Here is a 26,899-nt window from a genome sequence, read left to right as displayed (position 1 = left end):
CAAGCCATGGCACTGACGCTGACCCTTCCCTCCACGAGCGGCGCGCTCGCGCCCTACGCCCTGCGCGGCACCGCGCCGGTCAAGCCCGATGCGGGCGTGAAGTTCAACCGCATCGCCTACTCGGCCGCGCACGTGGTGGCCGATCCGCTGGCCGCGGTCGATCCCTGGCTGCAGGCCGCCGTCGACTGGGACACGACCATCGCCTACCGCCGTCACCTTTTCTCGCTGGGCCTGGGCGTGGCCGAAGCGATGGACACCGCGCAGCGTGGCATGGGCCTGGACTGGCCCACCTCGCTCGAACTGATCCGCCGTTCGCTCGACGCCGCGAAGGACGTGCCCGGCGCGCTGGTGGCCTCGGGCTGCGGCACCGACCACCTGAACCTCGACGACGTGAAGAGCGTCGACGACGTGATCCGCGGCTACGAGGAACAGATGGCGGCCATCGAGGCACTCGGCGGCAAGCTGATCGTGATGGCGAGCCGTGCGCTGGCGCGCGTGGCGAAGAGCCCCGCCGACTACGAGCGCGTGTACGACCGCATCCTGTCGCAGGCGAAGCAGCCGGTCGTGCTGCACTGGCTGGGCGAGATGTTCGATCCGGCGCTGGCCGGCTACTGGGGCACGAAGGACGTCGACGCCGCGATGGACACCGCGATCGGCATCATCGCGGCGCACCCCGACAAGGTCGACGGCATCAAGATCTCGCTGCTCGACAAGGACAAGGAAATCGCAATGCGCCGCCGCCTGCCGCCCGGCGTTCGCATGTATACCGGCGACGACTTCAACTACGCCGAGCTGATCGCCGGCGACGGCTTCGGGAGCGAGCCGACGCACGGCAAGAGCGACGCGCTGCTCGGCATCTTCGACGCCATCGCACCCGCGGCGAGCGCTGCGCTGGGCGCATTGGCCCAAGGCAACACCGAGAAGTTCCACGCGATCCTCGGCCCGACGGTGCCGCTGTCGCGCCACATCTTTGCGGCACCCACGCGCTTCTACAAGACCGGCGTGGTGTTCATGGCCTGGCTCAACGGCCACCAGAAGCACTTCACGATGGTGGGCGGCCAGCAGAGCACGCGCTCGCTGCAGCACTTTGCCGAGCTGTTCCGGCTGGCCGATGCGGCCAACCTGCTGGAGCAGCCGGAGCTTGCCGTTCAGCGTATGAAGACGCTGCTGGCCTTGCATGGTGTGGAAGGCTGATCGAAGCCATGCGCGACTTCTCGCAGAACCACGACTGGCTGTCGATCAATACTGCCACCATCCGCAAGCAGCTGGGCGCCGAGGTGCCACTGGACCGCATCATCGACCAGTGCGCCGAACGCGGCATCCGCGCGATCAGCCCCTGGCGCGACCAGGTGGCTGCCGTCGGGCTCGACAAGGTCGCGAAGCAGCTGAAGGCGCATGGCATCGGCCTTTCGGGCTACTGCCGCGGCGGCTTCTTTCCGGCGGCCGATGCAGCGGGCCTGAAAACTGCGCTCGACGACAACCGCCGCGCGATCGACGAGGCCAGGACGCTCGATGCGCCCTGCCTCGTGCTGGTGGTCGGCGCCCTGCCCGGCGCGCTCGAGGGCAAGGCCGCCTACAAGAACATCGCCCGCGCACGCGGCGAGGTGCGCGACGGCATTGCCGCATCGCTCGAATACGCACGCGAAGTCGGCATGCCGCTGGCCATCGAGCCGCTGCACCCGATGCAGGCGGCCGACCGCGCCTGCATCAACACGCTCGAACACGCGCTCGACATCTGCGACGAGCTCGACGCGGGCAAGAGCGGCATGCTCGGCGTGGCGCTGGACATCTATCACGTGTGGTGGGATCCGAAGCTGCAGCAGCAGATCATCCGCGCCGGCCGCGAGCGGCTGCTGGCGTACCACGTCTGCGACTGGCTCACGCCCACGCGCGACCTGCTCTCCGACCGCGGAATGATGGGCGACGGCGTAGTCGAACTCAAGAAGATCCGAGGCTGGGTCGAAGCTGCAGGCTTCGCGGGGTTCAGCGAAGTCGAGATCTTTTCGAATCTCGACTGGTGGCAGCGGGCCGGAAGTGAGACGCTCGACGTGTGCATTGAACGGCACAAGCAAGCTGTCTAAAAAAACTCGGGGCGCTTTTATTCGGGGCGCGTGCACAGGCCACCGGGTACTCCCCTCCGCGAATGTCCTCCGGCCTTCGGCCTCCCCCTTGATTTCGCTGCGGGGAGCACCCGATGCCCTGTGCACGAGGGCACGCTCGTGGTGTACCGCCGATCAACGACTGCTCTGTCCAACGCTCCCGCCGATGGGGTGCCTTGCGCAGCGAAATCAAGGAGGAGGCCGCAGGCCGGGGGACATTCGCGGAGCAAGGTACCCCGTCGGCGGGAGCGCGCCCTGAACAAAGCGGCCCGAACCGCGCCCTGAACAGCAGCGCCGCACTTGTGCTGCAATCCGCCCCATGGCCACCCCGACCCTCGACGACCTGCGCCGCTACGCCATAGCGCGCACCCTCTTCAAGCCGACCACGCTGCCGGGCGCAATCCGCCGGCTCGGCTTCGTGCAGGCCGATCCAATCCGCGCCCCCGCGCGTGCGCAAGACCTGACCCTGCGCCACCGCGTGAAGGACTACCGCGCGGGCGATCTCGAAAGCCGCTACACCCGGCTCGCCATCGAGGAAGACTGCCTCGTCAACTACGGCTTCTTGCCGCGCGAGCACCTTGCGCTGATGCATCCGCGCGAAGCCAGGCGCGCGTGGGACGCCGACACCCAGCGCAAGGCCGCCGACGTGCTGGCCTTCGTGCGCGAGCGCGGGCCGGTCCATCCGCGTGAAGTCGAGCAGCACTTTGCACACGGCAGCGTCAAGAACTACTGGGGCGGCTCGAGCAATGCGACGACGCGGCTGCTCGACGGCCTGCACTACCGCGGCATGCTGCGCGTGGTGCGGCGCGACAGCGGCACGCGCGTCTACGAGGCCGTGACGCATGTGCCGGCCGACGACAGCCCCGCCGGCCGCGCGCAACGCGCCGCCGCGCTGATCGACCTGGTGGTGCGCAAGTACGCGCCGCTGCCGGCCGCGAGCCTGACCTATCTCGTGCGGCTGCTCGGCTACGGCGCGCCGCATTTGTCGGCGCAGACGCAGGCCGCGCTGCGCCTCGCGCGTGACGAACGGCTTGCGAGCTGCCGCATCGACGGCACCACCTGGTACTGGCCCGGCGATGAGAACCCGGCCTCGCGGCGCCATGCGCCCGACGACCAAGTGCGCCTGCTCGCGCCCTTCGATCCCGTGGTGTGGGACCGCCGCCGCTTCGAGCTGCTGTGGGGCTGGACGTACAAGTTCGAGGCCTACACGCCGGCGCCGAAGCGGCAGTTCGGCTACTACGCGCTGCCTCTGCTCTGGCACGAGCGCGTGATCGGCTGGGCCAACATCACCGCGCCCGAGGGCCGGCTGCAGCCCGCATTCGGCTACGCCGGCCGCAAGCCCCGCGATGCGGTGTTCCGCGCGGCGCTCGACGACGAACTGCATCGCATGACGCAGTTCCTCGCGAGGCGCTGAGCCGCACGCTTCCCGCGCACGGCGAAAATCCCCGCGCCGCCGAAGGTCTGGCGCGCGGGTGACAACCCGGGCCGCCGGCCGCTCCTAGAATCGCACCGTCGTCCGGCATGCCGGACGGCAAGCGTTCTCAGGGCGGGGCGAAACTCCCCACCGGCGGTAATGGCGGTTTCTTCGAGAGAAAGGCCGCACGAGCCCGCGAGCGCCCAAGGCCTGCAACAGGCGGCGGGGTCAGCAGATTTCGGTGCAATCCCGAAGCCGACGGTCACAGTCCGGATGAAAGAGAGCGCGAAATGCGGGCCGGCCCGCGCGCTTTGCATTGGAGCGCGCAGTCTGCCCTGCGGTTTCGTGCGCCCTGATTCAGGAAACCTGCTTTCAAGAGGCACACCATGAGTCAGATCAACGACCTTCCCCTTTCCGCCGTCAACGCGCCGGGCAAGCCGCGCGGCGAGCGCATTGCCTTTGTCGAGGCGCAATGGCATTCCGACATCGTCCACCAGGCGCGCGACGCCTTCCTTGCCGAGATGGAGCGGCTCGGCGTGGCGCGCGAGCTGATCGACATCTTCGACGTACCCGGCGCCTTCGAGATTCCGCTGCATGCCAAGCGGCTTGCCAACTCGGGCAGGTACGCGGCCATCGTGGGCTGCGCGCTGGTGGTGGACGGCGGCATCTACCGCCACGAGTTCGTGGCCGGCACCGTGGTCGGCACGCTGATGTCGCTGCAGCTCGAGACCGACGTGCCGATCTTCTCGGCCGTGCTCACGCCGCACCACTTCCACGAGCATGTGGAGCACCGCAAGTACTTCCACCGCCACTTCGCCGTCAAGGGCACCGAAGTGGCCGAGGCCTGCGTGAAGACGCTCGAGGGCCTGAAGAAGGTCGACGCCTTGCTGGCCGCGTGACAAGCGGCACACGGCTGCAGTAATCTGGGCGGATGACTTCCTCATCCGCTTCCTCGAACGACCGCTACACCCTCTACGGCGCGCCCGGCTCGGGCGCCACGCCCGTTCATGCGGCGCTGACGCTGATCGGTGCGCAGGTCGACGTGGTCGACGTCTCGCCCTGGGAGGGAGAGTCCGAGCGCGAGCGCGTCTCGGGCATCAACCCGATGCGGCAGGTGCCCGCGATCGTGCTGCCTTCGGGCGAGGTGATGACCGAGAGCGCGGCCATCCTGATCTGGCTCGGCGACCGCTATCCCGAAGCCGGCCTCTGCCCCGCGCCCGGCGATCCGCTGCGCGCGCGCTACCTGCGATGGATGGTCTACCTGCCGGCGGCCATCTATTCGCTCTACTGGGTGCGCGACGACCCCACGCGCCTCACGCCCGATCCGGCAGCGCAGGCCGTGATGCTCGAACGCACGGCCGAGCGCATTGCGCACTGCTGGCACCTGATGGACACGCAGATCGACGAGCCCGCGCCCTACCTGCTCGGCGAGAAGATCAGCATGCTCGACCTCTACGTGACCGTGCTGTCGCGCTGGACGCCGCAGCGCAGGCGCTTCTACCGCGAGGCGCCGCGCATGGCCCGGGTGGTGCGGCGCGTGGATGCCGATCCGCGCCTGGCCGACTTCTGGGCGGCGCGCTTTCCCTTCACGATGGACCAGGAAACAAAGAAAGACTGACGACAACGCCATGGCCGCACGCACCCCGACCACCGCCTACCCGATGACCATCTTCCACAAGCCCAACTGCAGCACCTCGCGCAACGTGCTGGGCCTGATCCGCGAGAGCGGCGTGGAGCCCGAGATCGTCCTGTACCTGGAGACGCCGCCCTCGAAGAAGAAGCTGCGCGAGCTGGCCAAGGCCATGGGCCTGGGCGCGCGCGACCTGCTGCGCACGAAGGAAGCGCCCTACGAAGCGCTGGGGCTGGCCGATCCGAAGTGGAGCGACGACCAGCTGTTCGACTTCATCGCCGCGAACCCGATCCTGCTGCAGCGCCCGATCGTCGTCTCGCCGCGCGGCACGCTGATGTGCCGGCCCTGGGAGCGCGTGCGCGAGATCCTGCCCACGGCGTGAACGCAGCGGCAGCCACGGCTCAGCCGCGCTGCAGCAGCGCAGGCACCCCCGACGCCAGCATCGCCATGCCCGAAGCGGTCAGCAGGCCCAGCACCAGCTTGCGGAATGCCGCCTCGCTGATGCCGATGTAGAGCCGTGCGCCCAGCAGCACCGGCACGGCAACGGCCAGCGCCACCAGCCCCAGCATCGGCAGCGTCGAGCGCGCGATGCTGCCGTTCGCGAGGTGGAGCGCGAACGCCACCGCCAGCATCGAGAGGTTGAAGTTCTGGATCACCGCGCGCTGCGTATCGCGCTGGAAGCCGCGCAGCGTGCACCAGAGCGTGGGAATGGTGCCGGAGAAGCCGCCGATGCCGGCCATGGCCCCGCCGATGGTGCCGGCAATGCCATCTGCGAAACGTCCGCCGAAGGCGATCTTCGGCAGGTGCTGCGACATCAGCATCGCGGGGCACCACAGCACCAGCAGCACACCGAGGCAGACCTTGAAGAGCACGAGGTCGAGGTGCGGCAGCAGCCAGACGCCGAAGGGCACGCCGACCAGCCCGCCAAGCACGAACGGCCACAGCACATGCCGGTCGAAAGCGCGGCGAACCGTGACGGCAGCAATCACCTGCCCGGTGAGCGCGCCGAACAGCGAGAGCACGGCGGCCAATTGCGGCTCCAGGGTCCAGGCCCAGACGGACATGGCTACCAGGCCGAACGCAAAGCCCGAGAGGCCCTGCACGAAACCCGCCAGCACGGCGCCGGCGATCACATACACATACAGGGCCTGCATGCGGTCGATGATATCGGCCGCATGCAGCGCACAGCCGCGGCTGTTACGCCGAGGCCGGCACCAGCGCCGTGCGGCGCACCCGCGTCACGTTGAAGGCGCTGGCAATCAGCACGGCCTGCACCAGCGCCAGGCCCGCGATCACGCTCGTGTACTGGCCATGGTCCATCAAGCGGCCGAACACCAGCGGCGCCAGCGCCTGGCCGATGTCCAGGCCCGCATACACCACGCCGTAGACGCGCCCGGTGGCGTTGGGCGGCGTCGAGCGCTTGACCAGCAGGTCGCGCGAAGGGCCCGCAACGCCCGACACGAACCCCATGGCGCCGAACAGCACCGGCACCATCACCGGCGGAAACTGCGCAAAGGCCAGCACCAGCGCCAGCGCGGCCGCCACCCCGAAGCCGATGCCCACGATGCGTTCGCAGCGCGACGGATCCGAAGCCAGGAAGCCGCCCGCCACCATGCCGGCCGCGCCTGCCACCATGTAGACCGTGAGGCACACCGCCACCAGCGCCACCGGCACCGCATGCAGGTGGCCGGCCGCCACCGGCGCGAAGGTCTGCACCACGCTGATCACCACGGCATAGAAGAAAAAGAAGCCGAAGCACATCCACACGGCCGGGATGCGCAGGAAGTCGAACTCGCCGCCGACGGGTGCCGGCTCGCCGTGTCCGGTGGCCTTGTGCACCGCCTTCACGTCCAGCGCCAGCACGCTGCGGTAGGCCCAGAGCACCAGCAGCACCACGATGGCCAGCGCACCGGCCGAAGCCAGCGCCACGCGCCATGAAAAAGCGATGGCGATCGGCACCACGAAGGCCGGCGCCAGCGCCCAGCCCAGGCTGCCGGTGATGCCGTGCACGCTGTAGGCGTGGCCCAGCCGCGTCGGCGCCACCTTGCGGTTGAAGAGCGTGTAGTCGACCGGATGGAACACGCCGTTGCCGATGCCGCCCACAACGGCGCACAGCAGCAGCATCCAGTAGCTCTGTGCCAGCGCATAGCCGAAAGCCGCCAGGGCCAGCGCGCCCAGCCCCACGAACAGCACCGGCCGCGGACCCAGCTTGTCGACGATGAAGCCCGAGGCCGCCTGCACGATGCACGAGACCACGAAGAACACCGTCAGCACCGCGCCCAGCTCGGTGTAGCTCACGTTGAACGCGTCTTTCAGCCAGGGGAAGAGCGGCGCCAGGATCAGCTGGCTGAAGTGGCTGATGGCATGGGCCAGGCCGACCAGGCCAATGAGCTGCGCATCGCCGCGCAAGCTGGTGGAAGAGGTGGCTGTCGGGGAGGAAGGGGAAGACATGGATTGCTACAAAAAACCGCGCAGGCACCGATGCTATGCCCGCTCGCCGCGGCAGAATGGCGATACAGCGACAACATTTGTCGAAACCATGCCAAGCGCCGTTTCACTCCCTTCCCCGGTCACCAGCGTCGCCTCGCTCACGCCGCATCTCTACGCACCCGACGCGGTCCGGCCGCTGCGCGCCAAGGAACATTTCCTGAGCGCCGACACCTTCGTCGAACTGCACCAGCACCCGTGGCCGCAGCTCACTTTCTCGACCCGCGGCGTGATCCGGCTCAGCACGCAGGACGGCAGCTACATCGTGCCGCCGTCGCGCGCGGTCTGGGTGCCGGCCAACATGCCGCACAGCATCATGCTGATCGAGGATGCCGAGCTGCGCACCGTGTACCTGCACGCCTGGCTCGGCCCGCCCTGGGAAAAGTGCGAGGTGCTCGAGATCAGCCCGCTGCTGCGCGCCCTGATGCTCGCGCTCGACACCACGCCCGACGGCCTGCCGCCGGCCGACCCGCACGCGCCGCAGCGCGAACGCATGATCGCCCCGCTGCTGGTGGACGAACTCGAGCGCGCCACGCAGATCCGCATCGACGTGCCGCTGCCCTCCGACAAGCGGCTGCGCCAGCTGTGCGAGACGCTGCTGCGCAACCCGGCCGACCGTGCCACGCTGGCCGAGCGCGCCGCCGCCATCGGCGCCAGCGAGCGCACCGTGGCGCGGCTCTTCCGAGACCAGCTCGGCATGAGCTGGCAGCAGTGGCGGCAGCAGGCCGTGATGGCGCATGCGCTGCCGCTGCTGGCGCGCGGCATGGCCGTGAGCCAGGTGGCGGCGGCCAGCGGCTATGCCACCGACAGCGCGTTCTGCGCCATGTTCAAGGCCGCCACCGGACGCTCGCCCACTTCCTTCCAGCACAAGAAGCGATCCGCTGCGCTCGCCTGAATGGCGCCGTACAGTCACGGCGCTCTGGCAAGATCGGCCGGCCGACGAAAACCACGGACCACCGACCCACCTGCCCATGGCGCCCCTTCCGCGAACGCACAGCCCCCAGACCTGGACCGCAGACATCGGCGCGCGCATTCGCCGCCTCTTCTGGCTCAAGGCGATCGGCACCACGGTCTTCACCTGGCTGTTCTTCATCGGCTACTTCCACATGCTGCGCAACCCGGCCTACCCGGTCGTGGTGATGCCGCTCACGGCGCTGGACCACCTGATTCCGTTCCAGCCCTACACGCTGGGCGCCTACCTCTCGCTGTGGGTCTACGTGGGCGTCGCGCCCGGCCTGCAGCCCAACTTTCGCGAGCTGGTGGTGTACGGGCTGTGGATCGGCGCGCTGTGCCTGACGGGCCTGGGCCTCTTCTATTTCTGGCCGACGCAGATACCGCCGCTGGCCATCGACGTGTCGGGCTATCCCGGCTTCGCGATGCTGCAGGGCGTGGACGCCGCAGGCAACGCCTGCCCCTCGATGCACGTGGCCGTGGCCATCTTCACGGCGATCCGGCTGGACCATGTGCTGCGCGAGGCGCGCACGCCGGTCTTTCTGCGCCTTGCCAACTGGCTGTGGTTTGCCGCCATTGCGTACTCGACACTGGCCGTCAAGCAGCACGTGGTGCTCGACGCGCTGGCCGGCGCGCTGCTGGGAATGGCCTTCGCGCTCCCATCGCTGCGCTGGCGTCCGGAGGGCATGCGCCGAGGCAATACCCTGGTGGGAGCGGATATCATTGGCCATCACTGACCCACAAGCCGAGCGAGGAAGGGGTCGATCCCATGGCGCGCCCCGAGGGCGGCGATCGATCAGCGGCCGGCACACGACAACAGGCATCGCACGATGAGTTCGCTGAAGGAATTGCAGGACCTGATCCACGAGAAGTACGGTATCGAACCGTCGAAACTCGACCCCAACGCATCGATGCGCGAAACCGGCGGACTCGACTCGCTGGCATTGGCCGAGTTCCTGTTTGCCATCGAAGACCACTTCGGCATCACCATGCCCGATGAAGACGCCAACATCGACACGCTGACCGAGTTGGCGGTGCTGGTCGACAAGGTCAGGGCCGCGAAGACAGCGTGAAGCACGAGGTCTGCGTCACCGGACTGGGCGTCGTGGCGCCGCACGGCGACGAGCCCGGCGCGCTGTTCCAGGCCCTGCTCGACGGCCAGTCGGCCATCCGGCCAGTCTTCCCCGAAATGCCCAGGCCCGCCGCCGCGGCGTTGGTGGACTTCGACGAAACACGCTGGTTCACCAAGCTGCAGCTCGCCGGCGTCGACCGCGTGAGCCAGCTCGCGGTGGCCGCCGCCGACCTCGCGCTGCGCGATGCCGGTCTTGTCCCGAACAACGACGCCGACCCCGAACGTGTCGGCGTCTACGCCGGCTGCGGCATGGGCGGCGCGGCGGCGCTCGAGGCCGCCTACCGCGGCAACGGGCGGGTGTCTCCGCTCACCATTCCCGCCTTCATGCCCAACGCGCCCGCCGCCCACGTGGCCATGCGCCAGGGCGTGCAGGGGCCGGTGCTGACCTACTCGGTCGCCTGCGCCTCGTCGTCGGTGGCCATTGCCGAAGCGGCCAAGGCCATCGAGCGCGGCGAAGTCGACATGGCCATTGCCGGCGGCAGCGAAGCGCTGATCGTGCCGGGCGTGGTGCTGGCCTGGCAGGCCATGCAGACGCTGGCCAGCTTCCAGCCCGGCGAAGCGGCCGGCGCGGTGCGGCCCTTCGCGAGCGACCGCAGCGGCTTTGCGCTGGGCGAAGGCGCGGCCTTCCTGGTGCTCGAATCCGCCGAACGCGCGCGCGGCCGCGGCGCCCGCAGCTACGCCACGCTGGCCGGCTGGGGCCTCGGCAGCGACGCCACCCATCTCACCAAGCCCGACGCACCCGGCCAGGCGCGCGCACTGCGCCAGGCCCTGCGGCAGGCCGGCCTCGCGCCGCGCGACGTGGGCTACTGCAATGCGCACGGCACGGCCACGCGCATCGGCGACGTGGTCGAGCGCAACGCATTGGCCGATGTGTGGGGCGATGACCTGGACAGCCTGCGCGTCAGTTCCACCAAGGCGCTGCACGGCCACATGCTCGGCGCCGCGGGCGCCATCGAGGCGCTCATCACGGTGCTGGCGCTGCATCGCCGCCAGTTGCCGCCGAACGCGAACTGCAGCGAGGTCGATCCGGCCTGCCGCCTGAACCTCGTCACGCAGCACGACACCAGCGCGCCCAACATCGAGGCGGCCATGAGCAACTCCTTCGCATTCGGCGGCACGAATTCGGTGCTGCTCTTCCGCCGCGCCTGAAACCGGGGTTCCGTCGGGGGTATGCTGACGATGGAATCTTCGATCATTCACCTCGACAAACGGGAGTTCGTCATCATGCGTTTTCGCACCGCACTGATTTCCATCGCGCTGGTTGCGGCCGGCGCCTCGGCCTCGGCCCAATCGGACCTGCTCGGCAAGCTCAAGGACCAGATGGGCTCCTCGGGCGGCAGTTCTGCCCTCGGCGAGAACCTCGGCTTCAAGATGCCCGCGATCGGCTCCAGCACCATGGGCAATGCGGCCGGCGTGCTGCAGTACTGCGTCAAGAACAACTATCTCGGCGGCGATGCGGCCTCGGTGAAGGACAAGCTGCTGGCCAAGATCACCGGCCAGAAGCAACAGGAAACCGGCTTCGCGAGCGGCGCCAAGGGGCTGCTCAAGGGCGGCGACGGCAAGACGCTGAACTTCAAGATGCTCTCGTCGAAGGTGAAGGAGAAGGCCTGCGACTACGTGCTCGAGAACGCGAGTTCGCTGGTCTAGGTACTCTCCCCATGCGCGCGGCCCGAACGGCCGCCTAAGTTTCCGCCTGCGGTGGCGCAGGACAATCGTCAGCAAGCCACCCACCATCCATGAATCCGGCAGCCACCCCCTCCTCCTCTTCTTCCCTGCGCCAGCGCATCGCGCGCTGGGTTCCCTGCCTGGCCTGGCCCCGTCCTTCCGCGGCGCTGCTGCGCAACGAGGCAATTGCCGGCATCACGGTGGCGCTGATGGTGCTTCCGCAGGGCGTGGCCTATGCGGCGCTGGCGGGCATGCCGCTGGTCACCGGCGTGTATGCGGCGCTGTTTCCGGCGCTCATCGCGGTGATCTTCAGTTCGTCGCAGCGGCTGTCGGTCGGGCCCACGGCGCTCACCAGCCTGCTGGTGGGCGCATCGCTCGCACCGCTGGCGGTGCCCGGCAGCGCCGATTGGGTGGAAATGGCGGTGTGGCTCACGCTGATGTCGGGCGCGATCCAGATCGTGCTGGGCATCGGGCGCTTCGGCTGGCTGCTGCGGCTGGTCAACTCGCCGGTGCTGATCGGCTTCACGCAGGGCGCGGCGGTGCTGATCGCCATTTCGCAGCTGCCGGCGCTGCTCGGCTTCACGGGGCGCACCCTTCCCCAGGTGCTGCAGGGCGGGCCGCCGCCCGACCTGGTCGCCATCGCCTTCGGGCTCGGCAGCATCGCCGTGCTGTGGCTCGGCAAGCGGCTCGCGCCGCGCTTCCCCACCACCATGGCGCTGGTGGCGGGCGCCGCAGCCATCAGCTGGAGCATCAACTACGCCTTGCGCGGCGGGGCGGTGGTGGGCAGCCTGCCTTCGGGCCTGCCTTCTTTCTACTGGCCAGGCCTGCTGCCGCTGAACACGTTCAGCGCGCTGGTGCTGCCCGCGCTGATGATCACGCTCGTGAGCTTTCTCGAAACCGCGTCGAGCGCCAAGGTCGACAACGCGCGCGCCGGCACGCTCTGGAACGAGAACCAGGACCTGATCGGCCAGGGCCTGGCCAAGCTGGCCTCAGGCTTCACGGGCGCCTTTCCCACCAGCTCGTCGTTCTCGCGCTCGGCCATCACGCTGTATGCGGGCGCCCAGACCGGCTGGGCCACGCTTTTCAGCGTGGCGGTGGTGGCCGGGGCGCTGCTCTGGCTGATGCCGCTGCTCTATCACGTGCCGCAGGCGGTGCTGGCGGCGGTGGTGGTCACGGCCATCCTGGGGCTGGTCAAGCCGGCGAGCTTCGTCGCGCTCTGGCGCGTGTCGCGCATCGAGGCGGGCATTTCGTTCGGCACCTTCGTGCTGACCATTGCCACGGCGCCGAGCATCTACTGGGGCGTGCTGGGCGGCCTGCTCGCGAGCCTGGCGCACTACATGTACCGCCATCTGCATCCGCGCATCATCGAGGTGGGCCTGCATCCCGACGGCAGCCTGCGCGACCGCAAGCTCTGGAAGCTCCCGCCGCTGGCGCCGCAGCTCTATGCGCTGCGCATGGATGCCGAGCTCGACTTCGCCTCGGCCTCCACGCTCGAACGCGCGCTCACGACCGCACTGGCCGAGCGCCCCGAACTCACCGACGTGTGCCTCTTTGCGCAACCCATCAACCGCATCGACATCACCGGCGCCGAAGTGTTCGGCTCGATCCGCCGGATGATGGAAGCCAAGGGCGTGCGCCTGCACCTGAGCGGCCTGAAGCTGCCGGCCATGCAGGTGCTGGAGCGCGCCGGCCTGCTCGCACCGGGGCCGATGCTGTTCAGCTACCGCACCGACGGCGAGGCGCTGGCGGCGCTGACGCAGCAGCAGACCGAAGTTCCGCCGCTGCCGGTGCCGGAGGGCGACGACGGCAGCTGAACATGTCAGCGCGCCGCGACGAAAGGCTCCACCGAGGCCGACTTGATCTCGTAGCCGCTCACACCCATGTCCACCGAGGAATAGCGCGCCGCCTTCAGCAGGCCGCTCACGCGCACGGTGTCCATCGCATGCAGGCCCTTCACGGTATCGGCCGCAACCACGTGCACGATCTGGTTGGCCGGCGGCGGCGGCGTGTGGATGCAGGCGCCGAAATAAGGCACCAGCAGGAACTCGCGGATGCCGGCCTGCGTGTTGTCCAGCGGGACGACGAAGCCCGACAGCCGCGCGGCCGTGCCATCGAGCGCCACGTTGACCGGCGCGTTGTCCCAGACGGCGCGCATCTCGTCGAGCATCTGGATTGCGCGCGGGTCGTTGTCGCGCAGCGACTCCAGGCTCAGGTTGCGGTAGCGCCTGGTGGGATCCCAGTCCTTGGGAACGAGCTCTTCCCACTTGAGCTCCTGCACGGCACCCGCGGGCACCCCGCCGGTGCCCGCAGCCGGCCCGCAGCCCGCCAGGGCAACGGCACCCAGCGCCAGCAGGAAGGCCGGCAAGGCGCGGCGAAAGAAGGCTCTCATGGCGCCTATTGTGCTTGCGGTGCTCGTCCGCCAGCTTAGCGGGGCCTTAACAATGGAGACAAATTGCCCGTGCCCGGCCAGAATCGCGCCACCACGACTCCGAGGAGATCCGCATGGCTGCAACAGGATGGCTGGGACTCACGTCCCTTGGCATTGTCCACACCGCGATCAGCCTGATCGCCGTGATCGCGGGGCTGGTCGCCCTGTTCCGCTACCGGGAAATCACGCTGCGCACCGGCTGGGGCCAGGTCTTCGTGTGGACCACCGTGCTGACCTGCCTGACCGGCTTCGGCATCTTCCAGCACGGCGGCTTCGGCAAGCCGCATGCACTGGGCATCCTGACGCTCGTGGCGCTGGCCGTGGGTGCAGCCGCCGGGCGCGGCGCCTTCTTCGGCCAGGCCTCGCGCTACGTCGAAGCCGCAGCCTTCTCGGCCAGCTTCCTGTTCCACTGGATTCCGGCCTTCACCGAAACCCTGACCCGCCTGCCGCTGGGCGCGCCCCTGCTGCCCAATGCCGATGCGCCCGAACTCAAGGCGATCACCGCGGTGCTCGGCGTGCTGTACCTGGTCGGCGTGACGCTGCAGATCAAGCGGCTGCGCGGCGGCAGGCCGGTCAGTCCCGCACCGGTCCGCGCAGGTTCTTGATCTGCGAGCGCTGGCTCTTGCCTTCGAGCCGGCGCTGCTTCGAACCGTAGGTGGGCTTGGTGGCGCGCCGCACGCGCGGCGGCGTGGCCACGCTGTCGACCACCTCCTGCAGGCGCGCGAGCGCGTCGGCGCGGTTCATTTCCTGCGTGCGGTGCTGCTGCGCCTTCAGCACGAAGACGCCCTCCTGCGTGATGCGGCTGTCGCGCAGCGCGAGCATCCGTTCCTTCACGTCGGCAGGCAGCGAGCTCGCGTGGATGTCGTAGCGCAGGTGCACCGCGCTCGACACCTTGTTGACGTTCTGGCCGCCCGCGCCCTGCGCACGGATGGCGCTGAACTCGACCTCGTCGGGGTCGATCAGGATGGGTGGGCGGAGCATGCCCGCAAGTGTGCCTTCAAACGCGTTCGAACACGGCCGCGATGCCCTGCCCGCCGCCGATGCACATCGTGACCAGCGCATAGCGCCCGCCCGTGCGGTGCAGTTCGGCAATCGCCTTCGTGGTGATGATCGCGCCGGTCGCGCCCACGGGGTGGCCCAGCGAAATGCCCGAGCCGCTCGGATTGACCTTGGCCGGATCGAAGCCCAGCTCCTTGATGACCGCGCAGGCCTGTGCTGCAAAGGCCTCGTTCGATTCGATCACGTCGAAGTCGGCGACCTTCAGCCCAGTGCGCTCCAGCACCTTGCGCGTGGCCGGCACCGGGCCGATGCCCATGTACGCAGGCTCCACGCCGGCGTGCGCGTAGCCGACCAGGCGCGCCAGCGGCTTCAGGCCCCGCGCCTTGACGCTCTCGCCGCTGGCCAGCACCACGGCGGCCGCGCCGTCGTTGATGCCCGAGGCATTGCCGGCAGTCACGAGGCCGTCCTTCTTGAAGGCGGGCTTCATCTTCGAGAGCGTTTCCACGGTGGTGTCGGCGCGCACATGCTCGTCGGTGTCGAACAGCACGACGCCCTTGCGCGTCTTCACCTCGACCGGAACGATCTGCTCCTTGAAGCGGCCCGCCGCAATGGCCGCCGCCGCGCGCTGCTGGCTGGTCGCGGCCAGTTCGTCCATCTGCTCGCGCGTGATGCCGTAGCGCGCGGCCACGTTCTCGGCCGTGATGCCCATGTGGATCTTCTCCCACGGGTCGTGCAGGATGCCGAGCATGTAGTCGACCAGCACCGCGTCGCCCATGCGTGCGCCGTAGCGCGCCGAGGTGTCGAAGTAGGGGCCGCGGCTCATCGATTCCGACCCGCCGCCGATGGCGATATCGCAGTCGCCCAGCGCAATGGCCTGCGCTGCCGACACGATGGCCTGCAGGCCGGAGCCGCACAGGCGGTTGACGTTGAAGGCCGGCGTCTCGATCGGGCAGCCCGCATCGATGGCGGCCACGCGGCTCAGGTACGCGTCCTTCACGTCGGTGGGAATCACGTTGCCCATCACCACATGGCCGATGGCATCGGCCGCCACGCCGCTGCGCGCGATGGCGGCCTTGACGGCGGTGGTGGCCAGTTGCGTGTTGGGCACGTCCTTCAGCGCGCCGCCGAAGGTGCCGATGGCGGTGCGGGCGGTGCCGACCACGAAGATGTCGCGTGTTGTCATGGTGTGGTTCTCCTGGATTGAAAAATCAGTTCAGCGGCCTAGCGGCCTGTCATCGCCTTGTCTTCGTCGCCGCGGGCTTGCGGCGCGGCGTGGCCGGGCGGTTCAGTACGCCATTCAACAGCAGTTCGATGCCCTGGTCGGCAATCTGGTCGGGCGTCAGCTCGCCATCGGGTCGGTACCAGCGCCCGATCCAGCTCAGCGCGCCGGCCAGCATGAAGGCGGCCATCTTGGGATCGCAGGGCGCGATCGAGCCTTCGGCCACGCCATCCTCGATGAGCCGGCGGAACTGCCCGTCGATGCCGGCCTTGAGGCGGCGCAGTTCCTTCCTGAGCGGAGCGGGCAGCGGGTCTTCGCCGATGCGGATCACGCACATGCCGAAGTCCTGCGTGACCACGCCCGAATAGATGCGCATGCAGGCCTTGAGCTGGTCGATGGCGCTGCCGCCCGCGGCACGCACCTCGCCGATGCCGGCCTGCATCAGGTCGAGCGCGGCCTTCACGCACTCGAGCAGGATCTGGTCCTTGCTCTCGACGTAGTAGTAGAGCGTGGGCTTGCTGACATTGAGCCGCTCGGCGATGTCGTCGAGCGAGGTCGCATGGAAGCCGCGCTCGTTGAACAGCTGCGCCGCCGTCTGCAGCACGGCGTTGCGCTTGACCTCGCGCTGCTGCGCGCGCTTGCCGGCGGGTACCCAGGGTGAAAGCGCTGCAGGGGACGCGGAGGGAGAGGATGCGATGGGGGCGGGACGGGCCATGGGGTTTGTGCGGGCGGGGAAAGTCCTGATGCCGCGGCCTGCGGCAAACCCTGATATTACCCGTCAGTAGGAATTTTACGGGCCAGTAGCTTTTCTGGCCCTGGACACAAACCCTGACGCCAGCACCTCCCTCCTAGCCATGCCTGACGATCCTCCACGGGACGACCTCTCCGCCCCTGCCGCATCCGTGCTGCAGGTGGATGCGCTGACGCTCGCGTTCGGCGGCGTCAAGGCGCTGACGAACGTGGGTTTCGGCGTGGCGCCCGGCTCGATCACCGCGGTGATCGGCCCCAACGGCGCGGGCAAGACATCGCTGTTCAACACGATCTCGGGCTTCTACAAGCCCGCGCAGGGCCGCGTGCTGTTCGAGGGCGAGGACATCACGCGCCTGCCCGCGCCGAAGCGCGCCGCGCTGGGCCTGGCGCGCAGCTTCCAGAACATCGCGCTGTTCCGCGGCATGACGGTGCTCGACAACATCAAGCTCGGCCGCCACACGCACCTGAAGACCAACGTGTTCGACGCGCTGTTCTACCTGGGCCGTGCGCGCCGCGAAGAAGCCGAACTGCGGCGCGACGTGGAGGAACGCATCATCGATTTCCTCGAGATCGACCACATCCGCCACGCCTCGGTGGCCGCCCTGCCCTACGGCCTGCAGAAACGCGTGGAAATGGCGCGCGCGCTGGCCATGCAGCCCAAGGTGCTGATGCTCGACGAACCCGTGGCCGGCATGAACCGCGAGGAGACCGAGGACATGGCGCGCTTCATTCTCGACGTGCGGCGCGAATGGGGCATCACGGTGCTGATGGTGGAGCACGACATGGGCATGGTGATGGACCTGTCGGACCACGTCGTGGTGCTCAACTTCGGCCAGGTGATCGCGCAGGGCACGCCGGCGCAGGTGCAGGCCGACCCCGAGGTGATCCGCGCCTACCTCGGCGCGGGCGACGTCGGCGAACTGCGGCGGCGGCTGCGCGGCGAATCCACGGTGGGAGCGGCCTGATGGATTGGGCCTACCTGTTCGAGATCGCGCTCACCGGCATTGCCGGCGGCGGGCTCTATGCATTGGCGGCGCTGGCCTTCGTGCTGGTCTACAAGGCCACGCGCGTGGTCAACATCGCCATCGGCGAGATGCTGATGGTCGGCGCGTACCTGTTCTTCACCTTTGCCGCGAGCTTCTCGCTGCCGATCTGGCTCGCGGTGCTCGGCTCGGTGATCGGCACCGGCCTGCTGGGCGCGGTGATCGAACGCACGATGATCCGGCCATTGCTGGGCGAGCCGCCGATCTCGGTGTTCATGGTGACGGTCGGCCTTGCGTCGATCCTCGTCGGGCTGGTCGAGATCATCTGGACCGCCGACCAGCGCCGGCTGCCCGAATTCCTGCCCAACGCGCCGGTGATGATCGGCGACGCGTTCCTCGCACCCAAGATCGCCTACGGCGCGCTGATTGCCGTGGTGCTGATCGGCATGGTGCTGCTGCTGTTCCGCTTCTGGCGCGGCGGCGTGGCGCTTCGGGCCACCGCGTCCGACCAGGCGGCGGCCTATTCGATGGGCATCAACGTACCGCGCGTGTTCTCTCTCGCCTGGGTGGCCTCGGCCATGATCGCGGCGGTGGCCGGCATCATCGTCGGCGCCATCGGCGGCATCTCGTCGTCGATGGGGGTGTTCGGGCTGTCGGTACTGGTGGTGGTGATCGTCGGCGGGCTCGACAGCGTGCTGGGTGCGCTGGTCGGCGGCCTCTTCATCGGGCTGGTCGAGGCGCTGGCCGGGTCGTATCTCGGCGGCGAATACAAGCTGCTTGCGACCTTCATCGTGCTGGTGCTCGTGCTGATGGTGCGGCCCTACGGGTTGTTCGGCACGCATGAGATCGAGAGGCTTTGAGATGAAGGTCTCTTCGATGCACGTTGTTGATTCAGGGCGCGCTCCCGCCGACGGGGTACCTTGCTCCGCGAATGTCCCCCGGCCTGCGGCCTCCTCCTTTATTTCGCTGCGCAAGGCACCCCATCGACGGGAGCGTTGGACAGAGCGGTCGTTGATTGGCCAGCACAACGACCGCGCTCATCGTGCACAGGGCATCGGGTGCTCCCCGCAGCGAAATAAAGGAGGAGCCGAAGGCGGGGGACATTCGCGGAGGGGAGTACCCGGTGGCCTGTGCACGCGCCCTGAACAACAGCGCCCCGAACAGCAGCGCAAAAAACGCAAGCAGAGGGAAAACCGATGCGCATAGGCACCCTCAAGCAAAGCTACACAGCCGACGCAGCGCTGTTCGACTCGCGCACCCAGAAGGTATGGCTCGCGATCGGCGCCGCGCTGCTGGTGTTGTTCCCATTCATGGCCAGCGACTACTGGCTCTACCTGGCGTGCCTGGTCGCCATCAACGTGGCGAGTGCGACGGGCCTCAACATCCTCACCGGCTACACGGGTCTGGTGAGCCTCGGACAAGCAGCCTTCATGGGACTGGGCGCATACACCGTCGCCATCATGCAGACGCGGCTCGGAACGCCCTTCCTGTTCAATATCGCCGCGGGCGGCATCGTCGCCATGCTCGGCGGGCTGATCGTCGGCATTCCCTCGCTGCGCGTGAAGGGCCTGTACCTCGCCATTGCCACCATCGCGGCGTCGTTCATCGCGCACTTCCTGTTCGCCAACCTGAAGCTCACGGGCGGCACCTCGGGCCTCTCGCTGCCGCCGGCGCAGTTCTTCGGGCTGCCGCTCGATACCTCGTTCCGCCTCTACTGGGTGATCGTGCCCGTCATGCTGCTCATGGTGCTAGGCGCGGCCAACCTGTTTCGCACGCGCGTGGGCCGCGCCTTCATCGCGATCCGCGACCGCGACATCTCGGCCGAGGTGCTGGGCATTCCGCTCCTGCGCTACAAGCTGCTCTCATTCGGCCTCTCATCGTTCTACGCGGGCGTCGCGGGCGGCCTCTGGGCCTACTTCTTCCGCGTGGTCACGCCGGAGAGCTTTCCGCTCCTGATGTCGATCTTCTTCCTGGCCGCGATCATCGTCGGCGGCATGGGCACGATCCTCGGCGGCATCTTCGGCGCGGTGTTCATGACCATGGTGCCCGAGCTGCTCAAGCTGGTGGTCGACCTGCTGCCGGGCGGCGTCGAGATGACCGTATTCCTGTCGCCCGTGCGCACCGTCGTGTTCGGGCTGCTGATCGTCGGATTTCTGGTGTTCGAGCCGCACGGGCTCGCAGAAGTGTGGCGGCGCATCCGCCGCTTCTTCCATCTATGGCCGTTTCGTAACTAGACCGCAGGAGACAAGCATGCCCGACAAGACACCGAAGCTTTCCCAACACCGCCGTGCGCTGCTGATCGCGGCCGGCCTTGCAATCACCGCCGCCGCGCCGTTCGCGAACGCGCAAGGCAACGAGGACATCGTCATCGGCGGCTCCATTCCGATGACCGGCGTGTTCGCCTTCGCAGGCGTCGGCATCAACGCCGGCATTGCCGACTACGTGAAGATCGTCAACGACGCGGGCGGCATCAAGGGGCGCAAGCTGCGCTACGTGCCGGAAGACACGGGCTACAAGGTCGATGTGTCGGTGGCGGCCTTCAAGAAGATCACGAGCCAGAACAAGGTCAACCTCTACTACGGCGACTCGACCGGCTTCTCCAAGACCATCAACCCCGAGCTCGAACGCAACGGGCAGATCCTGATGGCCGGCGCTTCGTTTGCCACCGAACTCAACGACTCGGCCAAGTACCCGAACCAGTTCCTGGTCGGCCCCGACTACACCGAGCAGATCGGCATCCTGCTGCGCCACATCGCCAAGGAAAAGCCGGGCGCGAAGGTGGCCTTCGTGTATTCCGATTCCGAATTCGGCCGCGACCCGATCGAAGCCAGCGAAGCCGCCGCCAAGAAGCTGGGCCTCACGGTGCCGGTCAAGCTCATGACGCCGCCGGGCAGCGTCGACGTGTCGACCGAAGTCATCAAGCTGCGCCGCGCCGCACCCGACTACACCATCTTCCACGGCTACATCCTCGCGCCCATTCCGGAGTTCGTGCAGCAGGGCAAGCAGATGGGCATGACCAGCAAGTGGATGGGCACCTTCTGGACCATGGACAGCTCCACCGTCATGAAGATGGGCGAAGGCGCCGACGGCTTCATGGGCGTGATGCCCTACCGCTACTACTACGACACCTCGGCCAAGGCGCCGATGCTCGACAAGATCCGCGCGCTGCGCCCCGAGTACCAGAGCACGGCCTACACGCAGGGCTTTCTCACGGCGATGCTGTTCACCGAAGCGGCCAAGCGCACGCTGGATGCGGGCAAGCCGCTGGACGGCAAGAACCTGAAGGCCTCGCTCAACACCATCAAGGACTTCGACACCGGCGGGCTCATCGGCATGCCGATCACCGTCAAGGGCAACTCGATTCCCGTGGGCCGCGTCTACAAGGCCGACATGAAGGCGCAGAAGATGGTGCCGGCGTCGGACTGGATCTCGCTGAACTGATGGACGCGCGCGCGGCACCCGACCTCGTGTTGGAGGTCAACAACCTCGAGGTGGTCTACAACAAGGTCGTGCAGGTGCTGCGCGGCCTGTCGCTGGCCGTGCCGCGCGGGCAGATCGTGGCGCTGCTCGGCAGCAACGGCGCGGGCAAGTCGACCACGCTGAAGGCAGTGTCGGGCCTGCTCGCGCTGGAAGACGGCGAGGTGGAGGCGGGCCGCATCGTGTTCGACGGCGCGCCGACCGCACAGCTGGCGCCGCAGCAACTCGTGCGGCGCGGCCTCAGCCATGTGATGGAAGGCCGGCGCGTGTTCGAGGACCTGACGGTCGAGGAGAACCTGATCGCCGCGACCTATGCACTGACGGGACGCGACGGCCCCGCGCCGCCGCGCAATTTCGACGACGTCTACGCGTACTTCCCACGCCTGCACGAACGCCGCAAGGGCCTCGCAGGCTATCTTTCGGGCGGCGAGCAGCAGATGCTGGCGATCGGCCGCGCGCTGGTGGCGCAGCCCAAGCTGATCCTGCTCGACGAGCCCTCCCTGGGCCTCTCGCCCAGGCTGGTGGAAGACATCTTCACGATCATCGCGCGCATCAATGCCGAGCGCGGCACCTCGATGCTGCTGGTGGAGCAGAACGCGAGCGTGGCACTGGCCATTGCCCACACGGGCTACATCATGGAAAGCGGCAAGGTGGTGATCGACGGCAGCGCCGAGCGGCTCGCGGCGGACCCCGACGTGCGCGAGTTCTACCTGGGCGTGGGCGGCAGCGGCGAGTCGCGCAGCTTCCGCGCGCTCAAGCACTACAAGCGCCGCAAGCGCTGGCTCTCATGACCGATGCCGCGCTTCCCTCGCTGACATTGCCGCAGATGCTGCGCGAGCAGGCGCGCTTGCGGCCCCAGCGCATCGCGATCCGCCAGAAGGACTTCGGCATCTGGCATCCGCTGGACTGGGCCGGCTACCTGCGTCGCGCATCCCGCTTCGGCCTCGGCCTGCATGCGATGGGCCTGGCGCCCGGCGGGCACCTTGGGGTGATCTCCGAGAACCGAGTCGAGTGGCTGCTCGCGCAGATGGGTGCCGGCCTGATCGGCGCCGTGACCGTCGGCGTCTACCCGACCAGCCCGAGCAACGAGGTGGCCTATGTGGTCGGCCATGCGGACATCGAGGTGATCGTCTGCGAGGACCAGGAACAGACCGACAAGGTGCTCGACGCCATCGGCCAACTGCCGCGCCTGCGCAAGATCGTCGTGATCGAGACCAAGGGCCTCGCGAGCTATCCGCCCGAAGTGCGCGCGCTCATCGCGACCTTTGCCGAGGTGGAACAGGCCGGCGCCGAGGTGCACGCGCGCGAGGGCGACGCGCTGATCGACGCCGCGCTGGCACGCCAGACGCTCGCCGATGTCGGCCTGATGATCTACACCTCGGGCTCCACCGGCAAGCCCAAGGGCGCGATGATCTCGTACCGAAACATCCGCGGCGTGGTGCCCGGCATCGTCGAGCGGCTGGCGCTCGACGCCGACACCACGCACCTCTCGTACCTGCCGCTGTGCCATGTGGCCGAGCAGATGCTCACGGCCTTCGTGCCGGTCTACCTGGGCTCGCAGGTGAACTTCGGCGAATCGATCCGCACCGTGCAGGAAGACCTGCGCGAAGTGGCGCCCACCATGTTCCTCGGCGTGCCGCGCATCTGGGAGAAGCTGCATGCGGGCATCAGCATCAAGATGCAGGAGGCGGGGCGGCTGCAGCGCGCGCTGTTCCGCCGCGCGCTCGCGGCCTGCGCACCGCTGGCCGAGAAGCCGCGCAGCGATTGGACCTTGGCCGAGCGCGCCCGTTTCGCCCTGCACTACTGGACGGTGCTGCGCGCACTGCAGAACTTCATCGGCCTGCGGCGCGCGCGCATCGCGCTGACCGGTGCGGCGCCGATTCCGGCCGACGTGGTGCGCTTCTTCCGCACGCTGGGCGTGCCGCTGGTCGAGGTGTACGGCCTCACCGAATCGACCGGCATGATCGCCGGCCACCGCAGCGATGCCGTGAGGATCGGCACGGTCGGCGCGCCAACGCTGGGCACCGAGCACCGCATCGGCCAAGCGGGCGAACTGCTGGTGCGCGGCGAGATGGTGTTCGAGGGCTACTACAGGAACCCCGAGGCCACCGCGTCGTCGATCCGCGACGGCTGGCTGCACACGGGCGACGTGGTGCGCGAGGAAGACGGGCAGCTGCGCATCGTCGACCGCCTGAAGGACATCATGATCACGGCCGGCGGCAAGAACCTCACGCCCTCGGAAATCGAGAACACCATGAAGGGCAGCCCCTTCATCAAGGAATGCATCGTGGTGGCGGACGGACGCAAGTTCGTCGGCGCGCTGCTGCAGATCGATTACGAAACGGTGGGCAAATGGGCCGAGGCCGAGCGCATTCCGTTCACGCACTTCCGCTCGCTGGTGGAAGAGCCGCGGGTGCGCGCGCTGATCGAATCGGAAATTTCACGCGGCAACGACAGGCTCGCGCAGGTGTCGCAGATCCGGCGTTTTCACCTGCTCACAAAAGAGTTGGACCACGACGACGGCGAAGTCACCGCAACCATGAAGGTGCGGCGCTCCAGCATCTACAAGGCCTACGCCGAAGAGATCGAGGCGCTGTACCGCGCCTGACCCTCGCTGGCGGGCTTATTCGCCGCGCGCAGGCCGGGCCCGCACGTCGGTCACGTCGCCCGCGGGACGCAGCGACAGCGGGCTGCGCACCGATTCGCCGCGCGCACGCGCATTGGCCACATCGGCGGCGGTAGGTTCGGCTGGCTGTGCCGCATTGCGAAAACGCTCGAAGCCCGAACGCGGGTTGAAGCGCCCGCCCATCGAAGCCATCCAGGGCGTCACGGGCTTGCCCGTGATCCGTCCCCAGGCGTAGCGCACACCCCACACGGCCGCCAGCAACATGACGGCGACCGCCAGGCTGGCCGCGAAGACCAGCCCCAGGAGCAGAAGAATGACGCGAAAAATGAAGTTCATCATCCGACTTTAGGCCGCAACGGCCTCCGATGGTTCCCCGGCCTTGGTGAACGAGAACTGGCCGGGGGTCCGGATCGGGTCGGTATTCACTTCGATGGTGTCCTTCGGCCCGAAGCTGCCGTCGAGCAGCAGCTTCGAGAGCGGATTCTCGATGCGCTGCTGGATCGCGCGCTTGAGCGGACGCGCGCCGAACACCGGGTCGAAGCCGACCTTGGCAATCTCGGCCAGCGCCGCGGGCGACACCTCCAGGCCGAGGTCCATCTTCGCTAGCCGTGCCTGCAGCACCTTGAGCTGGATCGCGGCGATCGATTCGATGTTCTTCGCGTCGAGCGCATGGAACACCACGGTCTCGTCGATGCGGTTCAGGAACTCGGGGCGGAAGTAGTTCTTGAGCTCGTCCCACACCGCTTCCTTGATCTCCTCGGCGGGCCGGCCCACCATCGACTGGATGATCGGCGAGCCGATGTTGCTGGTCATCACGATCACGGTGTTCTTGAAGTCCACGGTACGGCCCTGGCCGTCCGTGAGGCGGCCATCGTCGAGCACCTGAAGCAGCACGTTGAACACGTCGTGGTGGGCCTTCTCGACCTCGTCGAGCAGCACCACGCTGTAGGGCTTGCGGCGCACGGCTTCGGTCAGGTAGCCGCCCTCCTCGTAGCCCACGTAGCCCGGCGGCGCGCCGATCAGGCGGGCGACCGAGTGCTTCTCCATGAACTCGCTCATGTCGATGCGGATCAGGTGGTCTTCGCTGTCGAACATGAAGCCCGCCAGCGCCTTGCACAGCTCGGTCTTGCCCACGCCCGTGGGGCCGAGGAACAGGAACGAGCCGGTCGGGCGGTTCGGGTCACTCAAGCCCGAGCGCGAGCGGCGGATCGCATTGGCGACCGCGCCGATGGCCTCGTCCTGCCCCACCACGCGCTCGTGCAGCTTGTCTTCCATCACGAGCAGCTTGTCGCGTTCGCCCTGCATCAGCTTGGCGACCGGAATGCCGGTGGCGCGCGCCACGACCTCGGCGATTTCTTCGGAGCCCACTTGCGTGCGCAGCAGCGTGGGCGCGCTGGACTTGCCCTTGCTCGCCTCGCTTTCCTCGGCCTCGCGCAAGCGCTTCTCCAGCGCCGGCAGCTGGCCGTATTGGAGTTCGGCGAGCTTGTTGAAGTCGCCCTTGCGCTTCCACTCCTCGATCTCGAACTTGATCTTGTCGATGTCCTCGCGGATCTTCGCGCTGCCCTGCGCCTGCGCCTTCTCGGCCTGCCAGATCTCGTCGTAGTCGGCGATCTCCTTCTGCAGGCGCCCGATCTCGTCCTCGATCAGGCCGAAGCGCTTCTGCGAGGCTTCGTCCTTTTCGCGGCGCACCGCCTCGCGCTCGATCTGCAGCTGGATCAGGCGGCGGTCGAGACGGTCCATGACCTCGGGCTTGGAGTCCATCTCGATCTTGATCTTGGCCGCGGCCTCGTCGATCAGGTCGATGGCCTTGTCGGGCAGGAAGCGGTCGGTGATGTAGCGGTCGCTCAGTTCGGCCGCGGCCACGATGGCCGGGTCGGTGATCTGCACGCCATGGTGCACTTCGTACTTTTCCTGCAGGCCGCGCAGGATGGCGATGGTGGCCTCCACGCTGGGCTCGCCCACGATGATCTTCTGGAAGCGGCGCTCCAGCGCGGCGTCCTTCTCGATGTACTTGCGGTATTCGTCGAGCGTGGTGGCGCCCACGCAGTGCAGCTCGCCGCGCGCAAGCGCGGGCTTGAGCATGTTGCCCGCGTCCATCGCGCCCTCGGCCTTGCCGGCGCCCACCATGGTGTGCAGTTCGTCGATGAAGACGATGGTCTGGCCTTCGTCCTTGGCAAGCTCGTTGAGCACGGTCTTCAGGCGCTCCTCGAACTCGCCGCGGAACTTGGCACCGGCCAGCAGCGCGGCCATGTCGAGCGACAGCACGCGCTTGCCCTTGAGCGACTCCGGCACCTCGCCCGCGACGATGCGCTGGGCCAGGCCTTCGACGATGGCGGTCTTGCCCACGCCGGGTTCGCCGATGAGCACGGGGTTGTTCTTGGTGCGGCGCTGCAGCACCTGGATGGCGCGGCGGATTTCCTCGTCGCGGCCGATCACCGGGTCGAGCTTGCCCAGGCGGGCGCGCTCGGTGAGGTCGAGGCAATATTTCTTGAGGGCTTCGCGCTGGCCTTCGGCATCGGCGCTGTTCACGCCCTGGCCGCCGCGCACCGCATCGATGGCGGATTCGAGCGACTTGCGGCTGAGGCCGTTCTCCTTGGCGATCCGGCCGATGTCGGACTTGCTGTCGGCCACGGCCAGCAAGAAGAGCTCGCCCGCAATGAACTGGTCGTTGCGCTTGATGGCTTCCTTCTCGGTGGCCTGCAGCAGCTTGCCGAGCTCGGGGCCGACCTGCACGATGTCGTGGCCCTGCACCTGCGGCAGTTTCTTGATGGCCGCCTCGGCAGCGTTCGCGAGCCCCTGCACGTTGACGCCGGCGCGCTCCAGCAGGGCGCGCGGGCCGTCTTCCTGGCGCAGCATGGCGACCAGCAGGTGGGCCGGTTCGATGTAGGCGTTGTCGCTGCCGAGCGCCAGCGTCTGGGCATCGCTCAGCGCTTCCTGGAATTTGGTGGTGAGTTTGTCTTGTCGCATGGTGGTATTCCTGCACTCAAAATAGGGCTGTTCGGGCGCGATTCAAGGTGTCCGGCGCTTCGGGCACGGCTA

27 protein-coding genes and 1 riboswitch are annotated in these 26,899 nt (G+C 68.0%); of the genes, 19 read left to right on the top strand and 8 right to left on the bottom strand.

The genetic code is table 11. The features are described 5' to 3' along the window. The first annotated feature begins 6 nt into the window (after positions 1-6). From RZE77_RS09185 to arsC, 6 genes are all read left to right on the top strand, one after another. Positions 7-1,194, top strand: coding sequence for a dihydrodipicolinate synthase family protein (locus tag RZE77_RS09185; RefSeq protein ID WP_319441566.1), 1,188 nt, complete (start codon positions 7-9; stop codon positions 1,192-1,194). A gap of 8 nt (positions 1,195-1,202) precedes the next feature. Beyond that, complete coding sequence (locus RZE77_RS09180; RefSeq protein WP_319441565.1) at positions 1,203-2,081, top strand: sugar phosphate isomerase/epimerase family protein; 879 nt, start codon at positions 1,203-1,205, stop codon at positions 2,079-2,081. 337 nt (positions 2,082-2,418) lie between these two features. Further along, positions 2,419-3,513 carry a DNA glycosylase AlkZ-like family protein gene (locus RZE77_RS09175; RefSeq protein ID WP_319441564.1) on the top strand — a complete coding sequence of 365 codons (1,095 nt, stop codon included), beginning with the start codon at positions 2,419-2,421 and terminating at the stop codon, positions 3,511-3,513. 119 nt (positions 3,514-3,632) lie between these two features. Next, positions 3,633-3,802: riboswitch (FMN riboswitch) on the top strand. A 97-nt stretch (positions 3,803-3,899) separates the two neighbouring features. After that, positions 3,900-4,412, top strand: coding sequence for a 6,7-dimethyl-8-ribityllumazine synthase (locus RZE77_RS09170; RefSeq protein ID WP_319441563.1), 513 nt, complete (start codon positions 3,900-3,902; stop codon positions 4,410-4,412). Positions 4,413-4,444: 32 nt separating this feature from the next. Continuing rightward, positions 4,445-5,131: a glutathione S-transferase family protein gene (locus tag RZE77_RS09165; RefSeq protein WP_319441562.1), complete on the top strand. Its 687-nt coding sequence runs from the start codon at positions 4,445-4,447 to the stop codon at positions 5,129-5,131. Between the two features lie 10 nt (positions 5,132-5,141). Then, on the top strand, positions 5,142-5,525 hold the full coding sequence (gene arsC, locus RZE77_RS09160; protein WP_319441561.1) for an arsenate reductase (glutaredoxin): 384 nt from the start codon (positions 5,142-5,144) through the stop codon (positions 5,523-5,525). A 19-nt stretch (positions 5,526-5,544) separates the two neighbouring features. Here the strand turns inward: arsC and RZE77_RS09155 are convergent, their stop codons facing one another. Beyond that, positions 5,545-6,297 carry a sulfite exporter TauE/SafE family protein gene (locus tag RZE77_RS09155; protein WP_319441560.1) on the bottom strand — a complete coding sequence of 251 codons (753 nt, stop codon included), beginning with the start codon at positions 6,295-6,297 and terminating at the stop codon, positions 5,545-5,547. 43 nt (positions 6,298-6,340) lie between these two features. Then, positions 6,341-7,594, bottom strand: coding sequence for an MFS transporter (locus RZE77_RS09150; RefSeq protein WP_319441559.1), 1,254 nt, complete (start codon positions 7,592-7,594; stop codon positions 6,341-6,343). An 88-nt stretch (positions 7,595-7,682) separates the two neighbouring features. On the opposite strand from RZE77_RS09150, the gene RZE77_RS09145 reads away from it, so the two are divergent. The 6 genes from RZE77_RS09145 to RZE77_RS09120 all read left to right on the top strand — a co-directional run bounded on the left by RZE77_RS09145 (position 7,683) and on the right by RZE77_RS09120 (position 13,192). Continuing rightward, positions 7,683-8,525 (top strand): AraC family transcriptional regulator, encoded by an 843-nt coding sequence (locus RZE77_RS09145; protein ID WP_012746986.1) that lies wholly within the window; start codon positions 7,683-7,685, stop codon positions 8,523-8,525. A 76-nt stretch (positions 8,526-8,601) separates the two neighbouring features. Then, the gene (locus RZE77_RS09140) at positions 8,602-9,318 is read left to right on the top strand and encodes a phosphatase PAP2 family protein (RefSeq protein WP_319431491.1); all 717 of its coding nucleotides are present in this window, start codon (positions 8,602-8,604) and stop codon (positions 9,316-9,318) included. A gap of 93 nt (positions 9,319-9,411) precedes the next feature. Then, positions 9,412-9,654, top strand: a complete 243-nt coding sequence (locus RZE77_RS09135; protein WP_307654415.1) for an acyl carrier protein — start codon at positions 9,412-9,414, stop codon at positions 9,652-9,654. Next, a complete protein-coding gene (locus tag RZE77_RS09130) occupies positions 9,651-10,862 on the top strand; it encodes a beta-ketoacyl-[acyl-carrier-protein] synthase family protein (protein ID WP_319441558.1) in 1,212 nt (403 codons plus the stop codon). Before RZE77_RS09135 ends, RZE77_RS09130 begins: the two co-directional genes overlap by 4 nt. Positions 10,863-10,937: 75 nt before the next feature. After that, the gene (locus tag RZE77_RS09125; protein ID WP_319441557.1) at positions 10,938-11,360 is read left to right on the top strand and encodes a DUF2501 domain-containing protein; all 423 of its coding nucleotides are present in this window, start codon (positions 10,938-10,940) and stop codon (positions 11,358-11,360) included. A gap of 89 nt (positions 11,361-11,449) precedes the next feature. Beyond that, positions 11,450-13,192 carry a SulP family inorganic anion transporter gene (locus RZE77_RS09120; RefSeq protein ID WP_319441556.1) on the top strand — a complete coding sequence of 581 codons (1,743 nt, stop codon included), beginning with the start codon at positions 11,450-11,452 and terminating at the stop codon, positions 13,190-13,192. Between the two features lie 5 nt (positions 13,193-13,197). Here RZE77_RS09120 and RZE77_RS09115 read toward each other — a convergent pair whose 3' ends face one another. Continuing rightward, positions 13,198-13,767 (bottom strand): DUF3299 domain-containing protein, encoded by a 570-nt coding sequence (locus RZE77_RS09115; protein ID WP_319441555.1) that lies wholly within the window; start codon positions 13,765-13,767, stop codon positions 13,198-13,200. 113 nt (positions 13,768-13,880) lie between these two features. Here RZE77_RS09115 and RZE77_RS09110 point away from each other — a divergent pair, with 113 nt between their 5' ends. Beyond that, a complete protein-coding gene (locus tag RZE77_RS09110) occupies positions 13,881-14,411 on the top strand; it encodes a hypothetical protein (protein ID WP_319441554.1) in 531 nt (176 codons plus the stop codon). On the opposite strand, the gene arfB is transcribed toward RZE77_RS09110, so the two are convergent. Genes arfB through RZE77_RS09095 form a run of 3 tightly spaced genes read right to left on the bottom strand, consistent with a single transcriptional unit; the run spans position 14,380 to position 16,739 of the window. Further along, positions 14,380-14,787, bottom strand: a complete 408-nt coding sequence (gene arfB / locus RZE77_RS09105) for an alternative ribosome rescue aminoacyl-tRNA hydrolase ArfB (protein WP_012746979.1) — start codon at positions 14,785-14,787, stop codon at positions 14,380-14,382. The two genes, RZE77_RS09110 and arfB, sit on opposite strands and share 32 nt — an antisense overlap. Before the next feature lie 16 nt (positions 14,788-14,803). Next, positions 14,804-15,988, bottom strand: a complete 1,185-nt coding sequence (locus RZE77_RS09100) for an acetyl-CoA C-acyltransferase family protein (protein ID WP_319441553.1) — start codon at positions 15,986-15,988, stop codon at positions 14,804-14,806. 49 nt (positions 15,989-16,037) lie between these two features. Next, positions 16,038-16,739 carry a TetR/AcrR family transcriptional regulator gene (locus RZE77_RS09095; protein WP_319441552.1) on the bottom strand — a complete coding sequence of 234 codons (702 nt, stop codon included), beginning with the start codon at positions 16,737-16,739 and terminating at the stop codon, positions 16,038-16,040. Between the two features lie 139 nt (positions 16,740-16,878). On the opposite strand from RZE77_RS09095, the gene RZE77_RS09090 reads away from it, so the two are divergent. The 6 genes from RZE77_RS09090 to RZE77_RS09065 all read left to right on the top strand — a co-directional run bounded on the left by RZE77_RS09090 (position 16,879) and on the right by RZE77_RS09065 (position 23,842). Beyond that, positions 16,879-17,739: an ABC transporter ATP-binding protein gene (locus RZE77_RS09090; protein ID WP_319441551.1), complete on the top strand. Its 861-nt coding sequence runs from the start codon at positions 16,879-16,881 to the stop codon at positions 17,737-17,739. Further along, complete coding sequence (locus RZE77_RS09085) at positions 17,739-18,617, top strand: branched-chain amino acid ABC transporter permease (RefSeq protein WP_021006554.1); 879 nt, start codon at positions 17,739-17,741, stop codon at positions 18,615-18,617. The genes RZE77_RS09090 and RZE77_RS09085 overlap by 1 nt, the downstream gene beginning before the upstream one ends. Before the next feature lie 336 nt (positions 18,618-18,953). Beyond that, positions 18,954-19,991 carry a branched-chain amino acid ABC transporter permease gene (locus RZE77_RS09080; RefSeq protein ID WP_319441550.1) on the top strand — a complete coding sequence of 346 codons (1,038 nt, stop codon included), beginning with the start codon at positions 18,954-18,956 and terminating at the stop codon, positions 19,989-19,991. A 16-nt stretch (positions 19,992-20,007) separates the two neighbouring features. Further along, complete coding sequence (locus RZE77_RS09075; RefSeq protein WP_319441549.1) at positions 20,008-21,198, top strand: ABC transporter substrate-binding protein; 1,191 nt, start codon at positions 20,008-20,010, stop codon at positions 21,196-21,198. Then, on the top strand, positions 21,198-22,025 hold the full coding sequence (locus tag RZE77_RS09070; RefSeq protein ID WP_145745896.1) for an ABC transporter ATP-binding protein: 828 nt from the start codon (positions 21,198-21,200) through the stop codon (positions 22,023-22,025). The genes RZE77_RS09075 and RZE77_RS09070 overlap by 1 nt, the downstream gene beginning before the upstream one ends. Continuing rightward, positions 22,022-23,842 carry an AMP-dependent synthetase/ligase gene (locus RZE77_RS09065; RefSeq protein WP_319441548.1) on the top strand — a complete coding sequence of 607 codons (1,821 nt, stop codon included), beginning with the start codon at positions 22,022-22,024 and terminating at the stop codon, positions 23,840-23,842. The genes RZE77_RS09070 and RZE77_RS09065 overlap by 4 nt, the downstream gene beginning before the upstream one ends. 15 nt (positions 23,843-23,857) lie before the next feature. Here RZE77_RS09065 and RZE77_RS09060 read toward each other — a convergent pair whose 3' ends face one another. Together RZE77_RS09060 and clpB are read right to left on the bottom strand one after the other, a co-directional pair. Continuing rightward, positions 23,858-24,196, bottom strand: coding sequence for a hypothetical protein (locus tag RZE77_RS09060; RefSeq protein ID WP_319441547.1), 339 nt, complete (start codon positions 24,194-24,196; stop codon positions 23,858-23,860). 9 nt (positions 24,197-24,205) lie between these two features. Beyond that, entirely contained in the window at positions 24,206-26,827 is a 2,622-nt protein-coding gene (gene clpB / locus RZE77_RS09055; RefSeq protein WP_319441546.1) for an ATP-dependent chaperone ClpB, read from the bottom strand. Positions 26,828-26,899 lie beyond the last annotated feature (72 nt).

The organism is Variovorax sp. SPNA7, from assembly GCF_033807855.1.
GTDB lineage: Bacteria > Pseudomonadota > Gammaproteobacteria > Burkholderiales > Burkholderiaceae_C > Variovorax > Variovorax beijingensis.
The sequence above is the reverse complement of the archived record's forward strand: the minus strand, read 5'-3'. Positions and strand labels throughout refer to the sequence as shown.

Excerpts from the sequence above, each read along its gene's own strand:
- RZE77_RS09185 (WP_319441566.1), top strand. The coding sequence starts at position 7 with ATGGCACTGACGCTGACCCTTCCCTCCACGAGCGGCGCGCTCGCGCCC.
- RZE77_RS09180 (WP_319441565.1), top strand. The coding sequence starts at position 1,203 with ATGCGCGACTTCTCGCAGAACCACGACTGGCTGTCGATCAATACTGCC.
- RZE77_RS09175 (WP_319441564.1), top strand. The coding sequence starts at position 2,419 with ATGGCCACCCCGACCCTCGACGACCTGCGCCGCTACGCCATAGCGCGC.
- RZE77_RS09170 (WP_319441563.1), top strand. The coding sequence starts at position 3,900 with ATGAGTCAGATCAACGACCTTCCCCTTTCCGCCGTCAACGCGCCGGGC.
- RZE77_RS09165 (WP_319441562.1), top strand. The coding sequence starts at position 4,445 with ATGACTTCCTCATCCGCTTCCTCGAACGACCGCTACACCCTCTACGGC.
- arsC (WP_319441561.1), top strand. The coding sequence starts at position 5,142 with ATGGCCGCACGCACCCCGACCACCGCCTACCCGATGACCATCTTCCAC.
- RZE77_RS09155 (WP_319441560.1), bottom strand. The coding sequence starts at position 6,297 with ATGCAGGCCCTGTATGTGTATGTGATCGCCGGCGCCGTGCTGGCGGGT.
- RZE77_RS09150 (WP_319441559.1), bottom strand. The coding sequence starts at position 7,594 with ATGTCTTCCCCTTCCTCCCCGACAGCCACCTCTTCCACCAGCTTGCGC.
- RZE77_RS09145 (WP_012746986.1), top strand. The coding sequence starts at position 7,683 with ATGCCAAGCGCCGTTTCACTCCCTTCCCCGGTCACCAGCGTCGCCTCG.
- RZE77_RS09140 (WP_319431491.1), top strand. The coding sequence starts at position 8,602 with ATGGCGCCCCTTCCGCGAACGCACAGCCCCCAGACCTGGACCGCAGAC.
- RZE77_RS09135 (WP_307654415.1), top strand. The coding sequence starts at position 9,412 with ATGAGTTCGCTGAAGGAATTGCAGGACCTGATCCACGAGAAGTACGGT.
- RZE77_RS09125 (WP_319441557.1), top strand. The coding sequence starts at position 10,938 with ATGCGTTTTCGCACCGCACTGATTTCCATCGCGCTGGTTGCGGCCGGC.
- RZE77_RS09120 (WP_319441556.1), top strand. The coding sequence starts at position 11,450 with ATGAATCCGGCAGCCACCCCCTCCTCCTCTTCTTCCCTGCGCCAGCGC.
- RZE77_RS09115 (WP_319441555.1), bottom strand. The coding sequence starts at position 13,767 with ATGAGAGCCTTCTTTCGCCGCGCCTTGCCGGCCTTCCTGCTGGCGCTG.
- RZE77_RS09110 (WP_319441554.1), top strand. The coding sequence starts at position 13,881 with ATGGCTGCAACAGGATGGCTGGGACTCACGTCCCTTGGCATTGTCCAC.
- arfB (WP_012746979.1), bottom strand. The coding sequence starts at position 14,787 with ATGCTCCGCCCACCCATCCTGATCGACCCCGACGAGGTCGAGTTCAGC.
- RZE77_RS09100 (WP_319441553.1), bottom strand. The coding sequence starts at position 15,988 with ATGACAACACGCGACATCTTCGTGGTCGGCACCGCCCGCACCGCCATC.
- RZE77_RS09095 (WP_319441552.1), bottom strand. The coding sequence starts at position 16,739 with ATGGCCCGTCCCGCCCCCATCGCATCCTCTCCCTCCGCGTCCCCTGCA.
- RZE77_RS09090 (WP_319441551.1), top strand. The coding sequence starts at position 16,879 with ATGCCTGACGATCCTCCACGGGACGACCTCTCCGCCCCTGCCGCATCC.
- RZE77_RS09085 (WP_021006554.1), top strand. The coding sequence starts at position 17,739 with ATGGATTGGGCCTACCTGTTCGAGATCGCGCTCACCGGCATTGCCGGC.
- RZE77_RS09080 (WP_319441550.1), top strand. The coding sequence starts at position 18,954 with ATGCGCATAGGCACCCTCAAGCAAAGCTACACAGCCGACGCAGCGCTG.
- RZE77_RS09075 (WP_319441549.1), top strand. The coding sequence starts at position 20,008 with ATGCCCGACAAGACACCGAAGCTTTCCCAACACCGCCGTGCGCTGCTG.
- RZE77_RS09070 (WP_145745896.1), top strand. The coding sequence starts at position 21,198 with ATGGACGCGCGCGCGGCACCCGACCTCGTGTTGGAGGTCAACAACCTC.
- RZE77_RS09065 (WP_319441548.1), top strand. The coding sequence starts at position 22,022 with ATGACCGATGCCGCGCTTCCCTCGCTGACATTGCCGCAGATGCTGCGC.
- RZE77_RS09060 (WP_319441547.1), bottom strand. The coding sequence starts at position 24,196 with ATGAACTTCATTTTTCGCGTCATTCTTCTGCTCCTGGGGCTGGTCTTC.
- clpB (WP_319441546.1), bottom strand. The coding sequence starts at position 26,827 with ATGCGACAAGACAAACTCACCACCAAATTCCAGGAAGCGCTGAGCGAT.